The sequence below is a fragment of the Streptomyces sp. WMMC940 genome, from assembly GCF_027460265.1.
In the GTDB taxonomy this organism is placed as follows: domain Bacteria; phylum Actinomycetota; class Actinomycetes; order Streptomycetales; family Streptomycetaceae; genus Streptomyces.
Genome location: NZ_JAPZBC010000001.1, coordinates 1,424,302 through 1,442,692, shown reverse-complemented (window position 1 = coordinate 1,442,692; position 18,391 = coordinate 1,424,302). Strand labels below are relative to the sequence as shown.

Below are 18,391 nucleotides of genomic sequence, written 5' to 3'. Positions count from 1 at the left end.
GGGGTGCGAGGCGCGACGTGCCGCCGGGACGGCACTCGACGTGTCAAGCCGCCGGGGCCGGCGGGGCCAGTTGGTCGGCGAGCCAGGTCGGGACGCCGCCGAGCAGACGGAAGAGGCGGGTGGCCTCCGTGCGCAGGCGGGTGGCCTCCGGTTCAGGCTCGGTGTCGGCGAGCGCAGCCAGTGCCGGGGCCGTGCCGATCAGATAGCCCAACTCCTCGCGGATGCGCAGTGATTCGGTGAACCCCTGCCGGGCCTCGGCGAGTTCGCCGTCGCGCAGGGCCAGTGCGGCGAGATGGCGCCAGGTGAAGGACAGCAGCAGTGTGTCGCCGTGGGCGAGGGCGCCGGCGTGGGCGCGGTGGTAGGCCGCGCGGGCGGCCTGTGCCGAGTCGGCGAGGTGTTCGGCGACCAGGCCCCGGCGGAAGTCGAGGAGCGGTCGGCCCGCCGCCTCCGGTGCGAGCAGCGCGGCCGCCCGGCCGAGGGCGGCGCGCGCCTCGTCGGCCCGGTCGCGCACGCCCAGCACGGTTGAGGCGTAGGCGAGTTGACCGCGCTCGCAGGCGGCCGCGCCGCGCTCGTCGTCGTCCCCCGCCGCGGCCTCCGCCGCGCGCAGGGCGTCCTCCGCGTCCGCCCAGCCGACGCCGGTGAACAGACAGCGTTCCACGAGGAGCGAGGCGCGTTGCACGGTCAGCGCGGGGGACGTCGCGCGGGGGGCGAGGAGGGCTGCCGCGTCCGTCCAACAGCCGCGCGAGCGCAGCCGCCATACCGCGGTCTGGAGTGGATCGTCACTTGCTGTGGTTCCGGAACCAGACATGGCGGTATACGCCACATTGCCCTCCCCAAGCGCGCCATTGTGCTGTTGAGTCAGACGGAATGAGAGCACGGATCGGGCTGCGTGGCCAAGGGGTCTGGTGAATCAATTCACAATCGTCGGGAGTTTGATCGACGAAGGCCGTGCAATTCCGGTGCGATACGGGCCCGGTCGATGATTCCCAGACATTCGGGTGAACGGATGTACGCCGCTTGACGGGGCCTCACCGCGCGCGGGGTGCGTAGCGATTCCCCTCGCGAGTGTGCGATCGTCTGCTGCGTCGCAGGTCGGCGCCGGGTCCGTCGTTCCCGCTCGGTCCTCCGCGGTGGACGCCGCCTCAGTCGGGCCGGCCGGACCGGCGGATGGCGGTCCCCGCGGAACTCCGCCCGGACGGCCCTCCGGTCCCCTGGTCGCTCCCCACGAGAAGCCACGGCCCCCGGCGGCTCCGGTCGTTCCTGCCCGAAGCCCGAAGCCCGAAGCCCGAAGCCCGAAGCCCGAAGCCCGAAGCCCGAAGCCCGAAGCCCGAACATGCACCCGCGCGCCGCGCCCCGGCCCGGCAGGCCGCGGGCCGCTGCAGTCCTCTCCGGGCCGCAGTCGGCTCATCCCCCGGTCGGCTCATCCCCGCGTCGGCTTACCCCGGGTCCCCTCGTCCCCGCGTCGGCTCACCCTCCGATCAGCTCATCCGCAGGGCCAGGAAGAAGTCCAGCTTGTCCTCCAGCCGCGACAGGTCCCGGCCCGTCAGCTGCTCGATCCGCCCGACCCGGTACCGCAGCGTGTTGACGTGCAGATGGAGCCGGGTCGCGCAGCGCGTCCACGAGCCGTCGCAGTCCAGGAACGCCCCGAGCGTCGGGATGAGTTCGGCGCGATGGCGGCGGTCGTAGTCGCGCAGCGGGTCGAGGAGCCGGGCGGTGAACGCCCTGCGGACGTCGTCGGGGACGAACGGCAGCAGCAGGACGTGCGAGGCCAGCTCGTGGTGGCCGGCCGCGCACACCCGTCCGGGGCGGGCGGCTGCCACGCGGCGGGCGTGCCGGGCCTCCTCCAGGGCGCCGCGCAGTCCTTCCGCGGAGTGGACGGCGGCGCTGACGCCGAGGGTGAGGCGGCCGTCGTCGGCGAGGCCCGCGGAGAGCGGTTCGCGGACCGCCTCGAGCAGTGCGTCCGCGTGGAGCCCGGGTCCGTCGTGCCGGCCGGGGCCCTGCTCGTCGGTCCGTCCCTCGGGCGGCTCGCCCGTCTCGCCCGCCTCGCCCGCAGCGGCCGGCACCGCCGGCAGCGGGACGAGCGCCACGGCCTCCTCACCGCTGTGGGCGACGGCGATCCGGTCCGCGGTCTCGGAGCCCGGCGCCGCCGGGTCCACGAGGATCTCCTCCAGGAGCGACTGGGCGGCCGGCCCGGCCTCGACGGCGGAGCCGCCCTCCGCGTCCCAGTCGACCCGGGCCACGACGACCTGCCAGTGGGGCGCCGTGCCGAGGCCCGGCAGCAGGACGGGAGCGGCGACCCTGAGGCGGGCGGCGATCTCGGCGGGCGGAGCGCCCGCCTGGACGAGTTCCAGGACCTCCTGGGCCAGCCGGCGCCGTACCGTGCGGGCCGCCTCCCGCCGGTCCCGTTCGACGGCGATCAGCTGGGTGACGCCCTGCAGCAGGTCGAGCCGGGCGGCGGGCCAGTCGGACGCGTCGGCCTCCACGGCCAGCAGCCAGTCCGACAGCACGGTCTCCCGGACGTCCCGGGAGGCCGGTGCGGCGCCCCGGCCCGTGTTCCGGATCGGGAACAGCGAATACGTGGTGCCGCGGACGGTGGCGCGGTGCGGGCCGCGGCGCCCCGTGCGGGTCGCGGCCAGATGCTCGGCGGCCAGTTCGGCGCCGGTCCCCGGCGGCAGCGGTTCGCCCGCCCCGGCGATCCGGCGCCCGGCGGGGGAGAGTACCCAGGCGCGAAGGTCCAGGTCGGAGCCGAGGAGATCGAGGACGACCTCCGGGCCGCCGCCCGCCGGGCCCGAGGTCATCAGCCGGCGGTGGCGGTCGACGACGGCGGCCAGGTCACCGGCCCGCTCGCCCGACACCTGGCGCACGACGTGTTCGGTGATCGTTGCGAATGCCACGTCCTCGTTCACGGCGAAGAGCGGCAGCCTGTGCCGTTCGCAGGCCAGGACGAGATCGTCGGGGATGTCTCCGAGCTCCGCCTCGCCGGCAGCCAGCCCGACGACCCCCGCGCTTGCGAGAATGCGTACAAAAGGCTCGGAGTCATCGGCGCTGCGCCGCCAGGCGAGCCCGGTGAGTACGAGTTCACCGCCCGAGAGGTAGCGGCTCGGGTCGCGAAGGTCGGTCGTCATCACGCCGCGGACGGTGCGGTCCAGCTCGTCGTCGCCGCCGAGCAGCCGCAGGCCCAGCGCGTCGGTCTCCAGCAGTGCGCGCAGCCGCATCTCGTCGCCGCCGATCTTTCGTGTGGTGCCGTTGGACTGTGTTGAGGGGTGTGCCGATGGTTTCGGGAGGAAAACGGAGAGGTTACCGGTCTCCGCCTTTCGTTCGAATCTACAAGACGAGGGTGGCGACCAGCCAACTCCTTCATGGTTTCGGTGACTGCACCCGGCGAGGCGGTCCTTGTGTACTGGGCCACACCGCGTTAACAGGACATGAACATCCCGCCAGGGCCGGCCGTCCCCGGGCCCCAGTGAACGACCGAATCACGTAGAAGAGAGCCACTCATGGACTTCCTTCGCCCCGCCAGCTGGGAGGAGGCGCTCGCCGCGAAAGCCGAGCACCCCACTGCTGTGCCCATCGCGGGTGGCACCGACATCATGGTCGAGATCAACTTCGACCACCGTCGGCCCGAGTACCTCCTGGACCTGAACCGCATCACCGAGCTGAGCGAGTGGGAAGTCGGAGAGGAGACCGTCCGGCTGGGCGCCTCCGTTCCGTACACGCGGATCATGGAGAACCTCCGGACCGAGCTGCCCGGCCTGGCGCTCGCCTCCCACACCGTCGCCTCGCCGCAGATCCGCAACCGCGGCGGCGTCGGCGGCAACCTCGGCACCGCGTCCCCCGCCGGTGACGCCCACCCGGCCCTGCTGGCCGCCGGCGCCGAGGTCGAGGTCGAGTCGGTGCGGGGCACCCGTTCCATCCCGATCGACGCGTTCTACACCGGAGTGAAGCGCAACGCGCTCGCCGCGGACGAGCTCATCAGGGCCGTCCACATCAAGAAGGCCGACGGGCCGCAGCAGTACTCGAAGGTCGGCACCCGCAACGCGATGGTCATCGCCGTGTGTGCCTTCGGCATCGCCCTGCACCCCGAGACCCGCACCGTGCGGACCGGCATCGGCTCTGCCGCGCCCACCCCGGTACGCGCCGAAGCCGCCGAGGAGTTCCTCAACGCCGCGCTCCGCGACGGCGGCTTCTGGGACAGCGGAAAGATCATCACTCCCTCGATCGCCAAGCGGTTCGCGGAGCTGGCCTCCGGCGCCTGCAACCCGATCGACGACGTCCGCGGCACCGCCAAGTACCGCCGGCACGCGGTCGGCATCATGGCCCGGCGCACGCTCGGCTGGACCTGGGAGCAGTACCGCGGCAGCGGCCGCACGCTTGAAGGAGCTGCATAACCATGCGCGTGAATTTCACGGTCAACGGCCGTAAGCAGGAAGCCGACGACGTGTGGGAGGGCGAGAGCCTCCTCTACGTGCTCCGTGAGCGCCTGGGCCTGCCCGGCTCCAAGAACGCCTGCGAGCAGGGCGAGTGCGGTTCCTGCACGGTCCGCCTCGACGGTGTGCCGGTGTGCTCGTGCCTGGTCGCGGCCGGGCAGGTGGAGGGCCGCGAGGTCGTCACCGTCGAGGGCCTGGCGGACTTCGCCCGGCAGCGTGCCGAGCACGGACACGGCGGATGCGCCACGGACGCCTGCGGTACGTCGCTGCAGGAGGCCCGGCAGTGGAGCGCCGGGGGAACCGACTCGCAGACCGGCGAGGGCACCGAACTGTCCCCGGTCCAGCAGGCGTTCATCGACGCCGGCGCCGTGCAGTGCGGTTTCTGCACCCCGGGTCTGCTGGTCGCCGCCGACGAGCTGCTGGAGCACAACGCCTCCCCGTCCGACGCGGACATCCGCGAGGCGCTCTCCGGCAATCTGTGCCGCTGCACCGGCTACGAGAAGATCCTCGACGCGGTCCGCCTCGCGGCCGCCCGGCAGGGAGAGGCGGTCTGACACCATGGCGCTCGACCCCCGAGTCACCGCCGCCCCGGCCGGTACTCCCACCAAGGTCACCCAGGGCTCGCAGACCAAGGGCGGCATCGGCGAGTCCACGCTCCGCCCCGACGGCATCCTCAAGGTCACCGGCGAGTTCGCCTACTCCTCGGACATGTGGCACGAGGACATGCTGTGGGGCCACACGCTGCGTTCCACCGTCGCGCACGCCGAGATCCGGTCCATCGACATCTCCGAGGCCCTGGCCGTGCCCGGCGTCCACGCGGTCCTCACCTACGACGACCTGCCCGCGGCGATGAAGAACTACGGCCTGGAGATCCAGGACACGCCGGTCCTCGCGCACGGGAAGGTCCGCCACCACGGCGAGCCGGTGGCCCTCGTCGCCGCCGACCACCCGGAGACCGCCCGCCGCGCCGCCGCCAAGATCAGGATCGACTACGCCGAGCTGCCGCTGATCACCGACGAGGAGTCGGCGACGGCCCCCGGCGCGGTCCTGGTCCACGAGAACCGCGACGACCACCACATCGGCCACGTCCCGCACCCGAACATCGTGCACCGTCAGCCCATCGTCCGCGGCGACGCGGCCCGGGCCCGCGAGCGCGCCGACGTGATCGTCGAGGGCGAGTACGTCTTCGGCATGCAGGACCAGGCCTTCCTCGGCCCCGAGTCCGGCCTCGCCGTGCCCGCCGAGGACGGCGGTGTCGACCTGTACGTGGCCACCCAGTGGCTGCACTCAGACCTCCGCCAGATCGCCCCGGTCCTCGGCCTGCCCGAGGAGAAGGTGCGGATGACGCTCTCCGGTGTCGGCGGGGCCTTCGGCGGCCGCGAGGACATCTCCATGCAGATCCACGGCTGCCTCCTCGCGCTGCGCACCGGCAAGCCCGTGAAGATGGTCTACAACCGCTTCGAGTCCTTCTTCGGCCATGTGCACCGGCACCCGGCGAAGCTGTACTACGAGCACGGCGCCACCAGGGACGGCAAGCTCACGCACCTGAAGTGCCGGATCGTCCTGGACGGCGGCGCGTACGCGTCGGCCTCCCCGGCCGTCGTCGGCAACGCCGCCTCGCTGTCGGTCGGCCCGTACGTCGTCGACGACGTCGACATCGAGGCCATCGCGCTCTACACCAACAACCCGCCGTGCGGCGCGATGCGCGGTTTCGGCGCGGTGCAGGCCTGCTTCGCCTACGAGGCCCAGATGGACAAGCTGGCGGCCGAACTGGGCATGGACCCGGTGGAGTTCCGGCAGCTCAACGCCATGGAGCAGGGCACGATCATGCCCACCGGGCAGCCGGTGGACTCGCCGGCGCCGGTGGCGGAACTGCTGCGCCGCGTCAAGGCCCGTCCGATGCCGCCGGAGCGACAGTGGGAGGTCGCGGGCGGCGAGGCCGATGTGCGCGCCCTGCCCGGCGGACTGTCCAACACCACCCACGGCGAGGGCGTCGTCCGCGGTGTCGGCTACGCGGTCGGCATCAAGAACGTCGGTTTCTCCGAGGGCTTCGACGACTACTCGACCGCCAGGGTCCGGGTGGAGGTCGTCGGGGGAGTGCCGGTCGCCACCGTGCACACGGCGATGGCGGAGGTCGGCCAGGGCGGTGTCACCGTGCACGCCCAGATCGCCCGTACCGAACTGGGCGTGACCCAGGTGACCATCCACCCGGCCGACACCCAGGTCGGCTCCGCAGGCTCCACCTCCGCCTCCCGGCAGACGTACGTCACGGGCGGCGCGGTGAAGAACTCCTGCGAGCTGGTCCGCGAGAAGGTCCTGGAGATCGGCCGCCGCAAGTTCGGCTCCCACCACCCGGCCTGGGCCACCGCCGAACTGCTGCTCGAAGGCGGCAAGGTCGTCACCGACGGCGGCGAGGTCCTCGCCGACCTGGTGGACGTGCTGGAGGACGAGGCCGTCGAGGTGGAGGCCGAGTGGCGGCACCGCCCGACCGAGGCCTTCGACCTGCGCACCGGCCAGGGCAACGGCCACGTCCAGTACTCGTTCGCGGCGCACCGCGCCGTCGTCGAGGTGGACACGGAGCTGGGCCTGGTGAAGGTCGTCGAGCTGGCCTGTGCGCAGGACGTCGGCAAGGCGCTGAACCCGCTGTCCGTCGTCGGGCAGATCCAGGGCGGCACCACCCAGGGTCTGGGAGTGGCCGTCATGGAGGAGATCATCGTCGACCCGAAGACCGCGAAGGTGCGCAACCCCTCCTTCACGGACTACCTGATCCCCACCATCCTCGACACGCCGACGATCCCGGTCGACGTGCTCGAACTCGCCGACGAGCACGCCCCGTACGGGCTTCGCGGCATCGGTGAGGCGCCGACGCTGTCCTCCACTCCGGCAGTCCTCGCGGCGATCCGCGACGCGACGGGCCTGGAACTCAACAGGACGCCGGTTCGCCCGGAGCACCTGACCGGCACCTGAGCCGCGGGGGTGCCGGGGGACCACCGTCCCCCGGGCCCCGGGCCGTCCCGCCCGGGACGCCTCCCGGGCCCCCTCGCGAGGGGACCGTACTTCCGGGGATCCGTCCCCGGCCGCCGGGTACCGCACACCGTGGTGCCGGCACCAGCAACACCCGAAGTACTGCGGACCGGCGCCCCGGCGGGGTTCCCCTTCCGCAGAGCGTTCGTCTCGGGCCGTCCCCCGGGTCGTGCAGCCAACGCAAGATCCCAAATCCCGTGGCCCGAGCCAGTTCTCGGATGCGATGCGGGTGCCCCTGTGAACCTTGGGAGTAGGCAACCATGACCCAGTCGTCAGTGGAGCCGAGGACCACCGCTGAGGACGCCGGCCCCGGCTCGCGCGTCCCCGCCGGACGGTCCTGGCTCGACCGGTACTTTCACATCTCCGAACGAGGATCGACGGTCGCGCGCGAGGTGCGCGGCGGCATCACCACCTTCATGGCGATGGCGTACATCCTCCTGCTCAACCCGCTGATCCTCAACGGCAAGGACGTCGCCGGCAACGTCCTGAGCCAACCGGGACTCATCACTGCGACTGCCTTCGCGGCCGCGGCGACGACCCTGCTGATGGGCTTCGTCGGCAAGGTCCCGCTCGCCCTCGCGGCCGGCCTGAGCGTCTCCGGCGTCCTCGCCTCGCAGGTCGTCCCCCAGATGACCTGGCCGCAGGCGATGGCCATGTGCGTGATGTACGGCGTGGTGATCTGCCTGCTGGTGGTGACCGGGCTGCGCGAGCTGATCATGAACTCGATCCCGCTGGCCCTCAAGCACGGCATCACCATGGGCATCGGCCTGTTCATCGCGCTGATCGGCCTGGTCAAGGCCGGGTTCGTCGGCAAGGGCGCGGAGTTCGGTCCGCCCGTCACCCTCGGCGCCGGCGGTGAACTCGCCGGCTGGCCGGTACTGATCTTCTGCTTCACCCTGCTGCTGATCTTCATGCTGCAGGCCCGTGGGATACCCGGCGCCATCCTCGTCGGCATCGCCGTCGGCACCGTCGTCGCGGTCGCCGTCCACAACGTCGCCGGTCTCGACGCCAAGGCCTGGAACATGTCCCCGCCGGAGCTCGCCGGCGGCGCCGTCTCCATGCCCGACTTCTCGCTCTTCGGGCACGTCGAGTTCGGCGGCTGGGGCGAGGTCGGCGCGATCACCGTCGGATTCATCGTCTTCACCCTGGTGCTGGCCGGCTTCTTCGACGCCATGGCCACCATCATCGGAGTCGGCACCGAGGCCAAGCTGGCCGACGAGCGCGGCCGGATGCCGGGTCTGTCGAAGGCGCTGTTCATCGACGGCGCCGGCGGTGCTGTCGGCGGTGTCTCGGGCGGCTCCGGCCAGACCGTGTTCGTCGAGTCCGCCACCGGCGTCGGCGAGGGCGCGCGGACCGGCCTCGCCTCGGTCGTCACCGGACTGTTCTTCGCGGCCTGCCTCTTCTTCACCCCGCTCACCGCGATCGTGCCGCCCCAGGTCGCCTCCGCGGCCCTGGTCGTCATCGGCGCGATGATGATGCAGAACGCCAGGCACGTGGACTGGGGCGACCGTTCCGTCGCCGTCCCGGTCTTCCTCACCGTCGTGCTGATGCCGTTCACGTACAGCATCACCCCCGGTGTCGCCGCGGGCGTCATCGCGTACGTCGCCATCAAGGTCGCCCAGGGCAAGTCCCGGGAGGTGGGCGGCTTCATGTGGGTCCTGACCGCGGTCTTCATCGTGTTCTTCGCCCTGAACCCGATCGAAGGCTGGCTGGGCGTCCACTGACCCCGGCCGCGCCCTCCACGCGTCCACGAAACCCCGAGGAGACCGACATGCTGGACATCGCCGACGAGCTGGGCCGGTGGGTCGGGCAAGGACGTGACTTCGCCGTCGCCACCGTGGTGGCCGTCGGCGGCAGCGCGCCCCGCCAGCCCGGTGCCGCGCTCGCCGTCGACAGTGACGGCACGGCCATCGGGTCGGTCTCCGGGGGATGCGTGGAGGGCGCCGTCTACGATCTGTGCCTGCAGGCGCTCGAGGACGGCCGGACCGTCCTGGAGCGCTTCGGCTACAGCGACGACGACGCCTTCGCCGTGGGGCTGACCTGCGGCGGGATCATCGACGTCCTCGTCACCCCGGTCCGCGCGGACTCCCCCTGCAGGGGCGTCGTCGCGGCGGCGCTGGCCGCCGCGTCACGAGGGGAGGCCGCTGCGGTCGCCCGGATCACCGACGGGCCCGGCGAGCTGATGGGCCGCGCCCTCCTCGTCCGTGGCGACGGCTCGTACGAAGGCACCCTCGGCGGCCACCCCGAACTCGACCGCACCGCCGCGGGCGAGGCCCGCGCCCTGCTGGACGCGGGGCGCACCGGCACCGCCGGTATCGGCGAGGACGGCTCCCGCTGCGGACGTCCGCTCACCCTGCTCGTCGAGTCCAGCGTTCCCGCCCCCCGGATGATCGTCTTCGGGGCCATCGACTTCGCCTCCGCCCTCGTCCGGGTCGGCAAGTTCCTCGGGTACCACGTCACCGTGTGCGACGCCCGCCCGGTCTTCGCGACGCGGGCCCGCTTCCCCGACGCGGACGAGATCGTCGTCGAATGGCCGCACCGCTACCTGGAGTCGACCGATGTCGACGGACGCACGGTGCTGTGCGTCCTCACCCACGACGCCAAGTTCGACGTACCGCTGCTGGAACGGGCCCTGCGGCTGCCCGTCGCCTACGTCGGCGCGATGGGATCACGCCGCACCCACGAGGACCGCAACGCCCGGCTGCGCGAGGCGGGCGTCGGCGAACTCGAACTCGCCCGGCTGCGCTCGCCGATCGGCCTCGACCTCGGGGCCCGTACGCCCGAGGAGACGGCGGTGTCCATCGCCGCGGAGATCGTCGCGGGCCGGCGCGGCGGCACCGGCGTGCCCCTGGCGGGCGCCCACACGCCGATCCATCACGACGGCCCGCGCCTGCCGGCCCGGTCCGTGGGGTCCGTCGCCTGAGCCGAGGTCCCGCGGGGCGGTGGGCGGCTCCTGACCCGGCGGCCCGTCCCTGAGTCCGCTCCCCGTGCCCTCCTCGCCGCCGTGCCGACCCCGCCGATCGGGCGGACAAAGGGGGCAAAAGTTAAAATCGTCGCATGGCTGAGCGGCCCGCTGCGCCGACCGCGCCCGAGCTGGTCATCGAAACCGACGGGGGCTCGACGCTCATGAGCCCGGGCCGGGTGTACCACGTCGGGCGGGACCCCCTGAGCGACATCGTCCTGGACGACGCCCGGGTGTCCTGGCACCACGCGGTCCTCAGGACCGTCGCGGACCACTGGACCGTCGAGGACGAGAACAGCACGAACGGCACGTACACCGAAGGCCGCCGCGTCCACGAGTGGGGCGTGGGACCGGGCAGCGTCATCCGGTTCGGCAACCCGCAGGACGGCCCGCGCGCCGTGCTCGTGGGCACGGAGGCCGAGCCCGGGGCAGCGCCGGCGGCCCGCCCCCGGGGCGGGGCCCCGCGTCCGGACCGGCCGTCACCCGCGGCACCCGCGTCCGGAACCGCCCCACCCGGCGTCCGGGAGCGGGGAGCGCCCTCCCCGGACCGTGAGCCGGAGATCCCCGCGTCCGGCGCCCGCGAGCCCGCCGGCCCCGCACCGGGCGCCCGCGAGGCCGCGGCCCGGCGGGAACCGGAGGTCCGGCCCGCCGAGACCCCGCCGCCGCCCGCCGCCACGGGTGCCGCCGCCACGAGCACGTTCCGGCAGCCCACGACCGTACGCCCGCTGCCCACCCGCACGGTCCGCATCGGCCGAGCCGCCGACAACGACATCGTCATCGACGACCTCATCGTCTCCCGCCGGCACGCCGAGCTCCGCGCCCACCTGGACGGCCGCTACGAGATCGTCGACCTCGACAGCCACAACGGCACCTACCTCAACGGCCAGCCGGTGACCGAGGCGGGGATCTCGGAAGGGGACACCGTCGGCATCGGCCACTCCACCTTCCGTCTCGTCGGCGACGAACTGCAGGAGTTCGTGGACTCCGGCGAGATCTCGCTCGACGTGCAGGACCTCGCCGTCACGGTGGACGAGGGCCGCAAGGTGCTCCTCGACCACGTGTCGTTCCCGGTCGGCGAGAAGTGCCTGCTCGCCGTGGTCGGACCCAGCGGGGCCGGCAAGTCGACCCTCCTGAACGCGCTCACCGGGCTCCGCCCAGCCGAGCACGGCACCGTCGTCTACGACGGACGCGACCTGTACCGCGACTACGCCGAACTCCGCCGCCGCATCGGGCTCGTACCGCAGGACGACATCCTGCACGTCCAGCTCACCGTGCGCCGGGCCCTCGGCTACGCCGCCGAACTGCGCTTCCCCGAGGACACGGCATCCGCGGAGCGTGAGGCGAGGGTCGAGGAGGTCATCCGCGAACTGGGCCTGGAGCAGCGCGCCGACCAGCCCATCCACAGTCTCTCCGGCGGCCAGCGCAAACGCGTCAGCGTTGCGCTGGAGCTGCTGACGAAGCCGTCGCTGCTCTTCCTCGACGAGCCCACCTCGGGCCTGGACCCGGGCATGGACCGCTCGGTGATGCACATGCTGCGCGGACTCGCCGACGACGGCCGTACGGTCATCGTGGTCACCCACAGCGTGCTCAACCTCGATGTGTGCGACCGGCTGCTGGTCATGGCGCCGGGCGGCCGGATCGCCTACTTCGGCGCACCCGAGGACGCCCTGGAGTTCTTCGGCTTCGACCAGTGGCCGGAGGCGTTCGAGGCGTTCGAGAACGACCACGACCGCGACTGGGCGGGGGACTACCGGGCGTCGTCGCAGCACCGCCAGTACATCGCACTCAGACCCCAGCCGCGCGCCGCGCCGGACCGCCGGCCGGTGGCGGCGGCGCCACCGCCCAAGTCCCAGAGTTGGTTCGGGCAGTTGGGCACACTGGTCCGCCGCTATGTGTCCGTGCTGAGCGCGGACCGCACCTTCATCGTCATCATGATCGCGCTGCCCTTCGGGATGGGCGTCATGGCCCGGGCCCTGGCGGGAAGCAAGTTCACGCTGGACACCACCATGGACGCCCTGCTCGTGCTCTGCGTCGGCGGGGTGCTGACGGGCGCGGCGAACGCGGTGCGCGAGCTGGTGAAGGAGCGCGTGATCTACCGGCGGGAACGGGCGGTCGGCCTGTCCAGATCCGCCTATCTGACGTCCAAGGTCGTGGTGCTCGGCTCGATCACGGTCGTCCAGGCGGTCGTCCTCACCCTCGTGGGCCTCGCCGGCGTGGACCTGAACGCGCCCGGCGGCCAGGGCGTGCTCCTGCCCCCGCTGCTCGAGATCACCCTGGCCGTGGCGCTGCTGTCGTTCACGTCGATGATGCTCGGCCTCGTGATCTCCGCGCTGGTTCCCAAGGAGGAGGTCACCATGCCGCTGCTGGTGCTCCTCACCATGGTCCAGATCGTCTTCTGCGGCGCCCTGCTGAAGCTCGACGGCGTGCTGGGCATGGAGCAGCTGGGCTGGCTGGTGCCCGCACGCTGGGCCTTCGCCGCGATGGCGAGCACGGTCGACCTCGCCCGGATCGTGCCCGGCAAGGACACCGCCGATCCGCTCTTCGACCACTCCGCGTCGGTGTGGCTCACGAACCTGGGCGTGATGGTGCTGCTCAGCGTGGCGCTCTGGTTCGTCGTCGCGATGCTGCTGCGGCGGCACGAGCCCGCGGTCATGCGGAAGTGACGGGGTGCCGATGACCGAGCCCACCGCCGTCCCGGGCTTCAGCCCGACGCACGTCGTCCCCGGTGACGGCCTGCCCACCTGGCAGGCCCCCGACGTCAGCAGCCCGAGCGTGCCACTCGACCCGTTCCTGCCGGTCGAACTCGTCGACCGGCGCGGCGACTGGGGGCGGGTCATGTGCGCCAACGGATGGTCGGCCTGGGTCGACGGGCGGCTGCTCGTCGCCGTCCCGCAGGCCCCGCCGTCGGCCGGGCAGCCGTTGGACCGCACGTCCGATCCGCAGCCGCTGCTCGCCCGCGCGGAGGAGGTGCTCGCCCAGTACCGCCGGGCCGCGGACGAGCTGGCCGCGGGCAGCGCCGACCGTGAGACGTTCCGAAGGCGCACCCGGGGGATACGGCTGGGGATGGTCGTGGACGGGGAGACGCTCTGGCTGTACGACGCGGAGCACGAGCGGTGGGTGTACTGCGACGGCGCCCAGCTGGCCCCGTTCGCCGTCGCAGCGCCCCCGCAGTCGCCGCGCGAGTCGGCGTCGCAGCCGCCCCGGCGCACCACCGCCCCCGGGAGGACCGCGGCTCCGGCGCCACCGACGCAGATCACCGAGACGGGCCGCGGTCGGGGCACGTCCGGCTGACGCCACGCCCGGTCGCCCCCCGCCCCCATCGGCGGCGCCGGCGCCCCTCCCCGCGCGGTCCGTCCGGCCGCGACCGCTCAGCCGTCCACCTCGCCACGGCGCCGTACCGGTGCCGCCAGCAGGGAGCCGAGCAGCCCGGCGACGAGGCCCCAGCCGAGGCCGATGCCGACCGCCGCCCACAGCCGGGGCTGCAGCGACACCTCCCCGCCCAGCCCTCCGAGGTCGCCGACGCCGAGCAGCGAGAGGCCGTAGCGCGCGGCGACCCGGCCGGTGAGACACACGAAGAGCACCGTGAGGGCCAGGGCCACGCCCATCCGCAGGGCGTGCTGCCAGGGCCTGGTCCGTGCCGGGGAGCGCGCCGCCACGAGGAAGGCCGCGGCGGGCACCAGCACCGCCGCGAGGACCACCAGCCACCACGCCCGCCCGTCCTGCTCGGCCAGCGTGGCCACGTTCAGCGTCGAGAGGTCCTCGCCGCGCAGCACCGTGTCCAGCACCTGCGGCATCGGCAGTCCGAACGGCCCCTCGACCTTGCCCTCCCAGGTGGCGCCGAGACCGAGGGTGAGCGCGGGCCAGGCGAGGTTGGGCAGACCGAGCAGGATCACCGCGAAGGTACGCCCGGGGTGCCCCTGGGTCACCGCGACCACGATGCCGGCGCACAGCCCGACGACCACGTACGCGAGCAGCAGCCACACCATCGCGTACGCAGCGGGACGCACCGCCTCCTGGAAGGGCACCAGCCGCGGGGGCAGCGGAGCCCGGCGCGACACGATCAGGGCCAGGGCGGTCACCCCGATCAGCCACAGCAGCCCGTACAGCAGGGTGGTCCCGAGCTCCGCGCGGAAGCCGAGCCGGGGGGCTGCGTCCAGGAACTCGCCGATGTCGGACAGCGGGGAGTCCTCCGCGAGCGGGATCCGGAACGTCTTACGCGCCAGGGCGGTGAGGCCGGCGAGTGCCGCCAGCCACAGGACCGCCAGCCGGGCGAACCGGCCGAGCAGTTCGCGGGTCCCGGCCACGGCGCGGTGCCGCAGCGGACGCAGGAACGCCGTCGCGGTCACCAGGGCCCCCACGAGGCTCACCGACAGCGGCATCACCGCGAGTTCGGCCTGGGACTGCGCCACGAACCCCGCGTCCCCGGCGAGCGTCACCTCACCGCCGGCCGCCAGGACCACCACCGCTGCCACGACCTGCGGGAACGCACTCTCGGGGAGGTCCGTCGCGCCCGCCGCCCACAGTCCCGCGGCGGCCACGACGAGCATCGCGGCGAAGCCCGCCACGACCGCCACCAGCGCGTCGCGCCAGTCGCGCAGGCCGTGCGCGCCGCCGCGCCGGGGGGTGGGGGGCTGCTGGCTCACGGTGCCACCGTAAGCAGCGGGGACCGCCGCCCGCCCGCCCGGCTGCTCCGACCGGTTCGGCTTGCGGGCCCCGCCGCGGCCGCGCACACAATTGGGGGACAGGCACTCTCGATCTCCGGCACGGCCGGTGGATCCGGGACCCCCGGGGAACGGACGTCCCGGTCTGGGAAGTAGGGCCCGTGAGCGCGCAACCGCCGTCGGGGCGACCCGCAGGACCTCCCTCCGGCCCGCTCTCGGGCGGGGAGGCGACTCCGCCACCGCCTCCGCCCGCGCCCCCGGTCGGCGGACCGTCAGGCCCCGCGGGCGGCGGTCCGGGCGGTCCGGGCCCCTGGTGGCGCTCGGTTCCGAGGATCGCCGTGCTCACCGCGGCCGTCGTCGTGGCCGCCGCGCTCGTCGTCGTCCTCACCCGGCCCGGCGGTACGGGCGGGACCGGCACCGAGATCCAGCTGCAGGCCGCGGCCGCGACCGGCCCCGACCCCTTCACCCGGTCGACGGCGAAGGTCCCCGGGACCCCGCAGCCGCGTGCCAAACTGCCCGCCTCCCCGGCGAGCCCGTCCCCGGCCGGCGCCCACGTCACCCGGGGAGTGGACGGTGCGACGCCGGGCCTCTACGGCGGCACGGAGAAGACCGCCAGCTGCGACACCGAGCAGCAGATCCGGTTCCTCGCCGACCAGCCGGACCGGAACCGGGCCTTCGCCTCGGCCCTCGGGCTCGCGCCGGCCGCGGTCCCCGCGTACCTGCGCTCCCTGACCCCCGTGACCCTGCGGATGGACACCAGGGTCACCAACCACGGTTTCACGGACGGCGCGGCCCACCCCTACCAGGCCGTCCTGCAGACCGGCACCGCCGTTCTCGTCGACGACCGCGGCGTGCCCCGCGTGCGCTGCGCCTGCGGCAACCCGCTGCTGCCGCCGGTCTTCGTCCGCGGCCCCGCGGAGCGCAGGGGCGACGCCTGGCCCGGCTACAACCCGGCCGAGACCGTGGCCGTCACCCCGGCGCCGAGGCCCGTCGAGGTCTTCGTCGTGTACGACCCCGCGGAGCACGACTACTTCGCCCGCGAGAGGGGCGACGACGGGGCGAAGGACAAACCGGCCCCACCGCCGCGGGACCCGTCGACCCCGGTTCTCGTCCCGCCCGAGGAGGCGACCGCCAGCCCGTCCGACGAGGCCTCCGGGAGCCCGGAGCGCGAGAGCCCCGGATCGGGCGACACGTCGCCGCCCGGCCCGGCCACCGACGGCACCGACACGCCCGGCCCGCGCAGCCCGGGGGAGGAGACCTCGCCGGGCCGCCCCCCGGAGGAGACCACCGTCAGCGAGCCGCCCGCGGAGCCGCCCACCGGCCCCGCGCCCGAGGAACCGCCCGCACCGCCACCGGTGGCGCCGGAGACCGTCCCCGAGAACCCGCCACCGACCACGGGGCCTCCGCCCCAGGACCAGGAGCCCGTCCCGCCGTCACTGCCGGACGCCGTCGTCCCGCCCGCCGGCACACCGACGTCTCCGGCCCCGGCACCCTGACCACGGCGATCGCCGGGGAGGTGAACCGGAGGCGACGGACGGCCCCTCCGCCCCGCCCACGCCTGCCCTGCCCTCGCCGGGGCGTCAGCGCGCCCCGCCCAGGAACGGCTGCTCCTCCGCCGGGTGCCGACGGCGCGGGCGGATACGCGCCGCGAGCAGCGCCACGTCGTCCTCCGCGTGCTCGGCGTCCAGCTCCCGGACCACCGAGTCGACCATCTCGTCCACCGTGGCCGTGCACGGCAGCCGCACCCGGACCAGCCTCCGCAGCGAGTCGTCGATGTCCTCGCCGCGCCGCTCGACCAGGCCGTCGGTGTACAGCAGCAGTGTGTCGTCCGGCGTCAGCGACCGGGTGACCAGCTCGTAGCCGCCCACACCGGTGCCGAGCGGGGGCCCGGCGGGTACGTCCACGAGCTCGGCGTGCCCGTCGGCGGTGAACACGACGGGCGGCAGGTGCCCGGCGCTCGCGAAGGAACCCAGCCCGCGCGCCGGGTCGACCCGGACCAGCAGGCAGGTCGCCGGCCGGGCCATGGTCTCGGATATGGCGATGTCCAGCTGCCGCAGCACCCGGTGAGGCGGCAGATCGGCGGCGGCCACGTCGCGCAGCATCGCCCGGTACGTGTTCATCTCGACGGCCGCCTCCACACCGTGACCCATGACATCGCCCATGACGAGGAGGGTGCGGCCGTAGTGGAGGCGCACGGTCTCGAACCAGTCGCCGCCGACGATGTTGCTGCTGCCCGCCGGCAGATAGCGGGTCGCGAACCGCAGGTTGGGGTGCGGCTTGCCCGGTTCGGTCAGCAGGGCCCGCTGGAGCTCCACGGACTTCCCCTGCTCGGCGGCGAACGCCCGCGCGTGCACGACGCCTACCGCCGCGCGCCGCGCCGCGTGCCGGGCGACGGTGATGTCGTGGCCGGTGAACGCCGCGCCGGTACGGGCCAGCAGCGTCAGGCCCAGGACGGTCCCGCCCGGTCCGCCGCCGTCCGGCGGCCCGGTCAGCGGGACGGCGAGGACCGCGGCCCGCGCGGCGGCGTCGTACTCCGCCGCCGGCAGCCCGGACTCGACGGCGCGTGCGGCGGCGGACTCCGCCCGCGGCCGGAGCCGGTCGCCGTCGGCGAGCAGTTCCACGGCCCCGGACCCGGCGGCGCGGCGCATCATGGCAGGGGAGGGCCGCCGCCGCGGCGGCGCGCCGCTCTTCGCAGGCGGCGGGAGCAGCTCCACGGCGGCGGCCTCCGCGATCCACGAGCCCAGGAACTCCGCCAGTTCGCGGCAGGTGGCGGCCTCGTCGAGGGAGGTGCCGATCCGCTCGACGGCCTCGTCCGCCGCGGCGAGCCGGGCGTCCGCACGGGCCAGTTCCTCCTCGAGCCGGGGCGCGGAGGATTCGGCCACCACGCACATCAGCCCGGTGACGGTGCCCTCGTTCTCCAGCCGGAGGCAGGTGGTGTGGCAGCGCCCGCCGGGACCGGTGACCCGGGTGCGGGGGACGCCGTCGGCGAGCACCTCGGCCGGCAGTCCGGTGGGGGTGCCCAGGTACTGCTCCGCCGCGGGGCTCGGCAGCCGGCCGGCGACACCGGCCGCGGCCTCGCCGGTGATCCGGCAGAAGGCCGGATTGGCGTAGCGGTAGCGCAGATCGGCGTCCAGGACCACCACCCCGGCCGCGCTGTGCCACAGGTCCTGGCCCCCGGGCAGACCGGGGGTCCCGTCGGCGTCTGCGGTGGGGAGGCCGTGACTGCCCTGGAGCCGGTCCCACGGGCCGGTGGCCACACCCTCACCTCCTCCCCCGCGGGGCGGTGACCCCAGCTTCCTCCACAGCCTCCCCGCGCG

12 protein-coding genes are annotated in these 18,391 nt (G+C 73.8%); 8 read left to right on the top strand and 4 right to left on the bottom strand.

Features of this window, described 5'->3' with window-relative positions:
- Positions 1 to 43: 43 nt before the first annotated feature.
- Both O7595_RS06400 and O7595_RS06395 read right to left on the bottom strand, forming a co-directional pair.
- Positions 44 to 808 (bottom strand): hypothetical protein, encoded by a 765-nt coding sequence (locus tag O7595_RS06400; RefSeq protein ID WP_269727756.1) that lies wholly within the window; start codon positions 806 to 808, stop codon positions 44 to 46.
- Between the two features lie 670 nt (positions 809 to 1,478).
- The gene (locus O7595_RS06395; RefSeq protein WP_269727755.1) at positions 1,479 to 3,215 is read right to left on the bottom strand and encodes a PucR family transcriptional regulator; all 1,737 of its coding nucleotides are present in this window, start codon (positions 3,213 to 3,215) and stop codon (positions 1,479 to 1,481) included.
- Positions 3,216 to 3,497: 282 nt separating this feature from the next.
- Here O7595_RS06395 and O7595_RS06390 point away from each other — a divergent pair, with 282 nt between their 5' ends.
- The 7 genes from O7595_RS06390 (at position 3,498) to O7595_RS06360 (ending at position 13,704) form a co-directional block, all read left to right on the top strand.
- On the top strand, positions 3,498 to 4,388 hold the full coding sequence (locus O7595_RS06390) for an FAD binding domain-containing protein (RefSeq protein ID WP_269727754.1): 891 nt from the start codon (positions 3,498 to 3,500) through the stop codon (positions 4,386 to 4,388).
- A 2-nt stretch (positions 4,389 to 4,390) separates the two neighbouring features.
- Positions 4,391 to 4,981, top strand: coding sequence for a (2Fe-2S)-binding protein (locus O7595_RS06385; RefSeq protein WP_138052448.1), 591 nt, complete (start codon positions 4,391 to 4,393; stop codon positions 4,979 to 4,981).
- Positions 4,982 to 4,985: 4 nt separating this feature from the next.
- Positions 4,986 to 7,394 carry a xanthine dehydrogenase family protein molybdopterin-binding subunit gene (locus tag O7595_RS06380; protein ID WP_269727753.1) on the top strand — a complete coding sequence of 803 codons (2,409 nt, stop codon included), beginning with the start codon at positions 4,986 to 4,988 and terminating at the stop codon, positions 7,392 to 7,394.
- A 317-nt stretch (positions 7,395 to 7,711) separates the two neighbouring features.
- Positions 7,712 to 9,175 carry an NCS2 family permease gene (locus tag O7595_RS06375; RefSeq protein ID WP_269727752.1) on the top strand — a complete coding sequence of 488 codons (1,464 nt, stop codon included), beginning with the start codon at positions 7,712 to 7,714 and terminating at the stop codon, positions 9,173 to 9,175.
- Between the two features lie 47 nt (positions 9,176 to 9,222).
- On the top strand, positions 9,223 to 10,374 hold the full coding sequence (locus tag O7595_RS06370) for an XdhC family protein (RefSeq protein ID WP_269727751.1): 1,152 nt from the start codon (positions 9,223 to 9,225) through the stop codon (positions 10,372 to 10,374).
- A gap of 134 nt (positions 10,375 to 10,508) precedes the next feature.
- Positions 10,509 to 13,076 carry an FHA domain-containing protein gene (locus O7595_RS06365; RefSeq protein WP_269727750.1) on the top strand — a complete coding sequence of 856 codons (2,568 nt, stop codon included), beginning with the start codon at positions 10,509 to 10,511 and terminating at the stop codon, positions 13,074 to 13,076.
- A 10-nt stretch (positions 13,077 to 13,086) separates the two neighbouring features.
- On the top strand, positions 13,087 to 13,704 hold the full coding sequence (locus O7595_RS06360) for a hypothetical protein (RefSeq protein ID WP_269727749.1): 618 nt from the start codon (positions 13,087 to 13,089) through the stop codon (positions 13,702 to 13,704).
- 77 nt (positions 13,705 to 13,781) lie between these two features.
- On the opposite strand, the gene O7595_RS06355 is transcribed toward O7595_RS06360, so the two are convergent.
- Entirely contained in the window at positions 13,782 to 15,056 is a 1,275-nt protein-coding gene (locus O7595_RS06355) for a streptophobe family protein (RefSeq protein ID WP_443071575.1), read from the bottom strand.
- A 179-nt stretch (positions 15,057 to 15,235) separates the two neighbouring features.
- On the opposite strand from O7595_RS06355, the gene O7595_RS06350 reads away from it, so the two are divergent.
- Entirely contained in the window at positions 15,236 to 16,570 is a 1,335-nt protein-coding gene (locus tag O7595_RS06350) for a DUF6777 domain-containing protein (protein WP_269727748.1), read from the top strand.
- Between the two features lie 84 nt (positions 16,571 to 16,654).
- Here O7595_RS06350 and O7595_RS06345 read toward each other — a convergent pair whose 3' ends face one another.
- On the bottom strand, positions 16,655 to 18,331 hold the full coding sequence (locus O7595_RS06345; RefSeq protein WP_269727747.1) for a SpoIIE family protein phosphatase: 1,677 nt from the start codon (positions 18,329 to 18,331) through the stop codon (positions 16,655 to 16,657).
- Between the last annotated feature and the right edge of the window lie 60 nt (positions 18,332 to 18,391).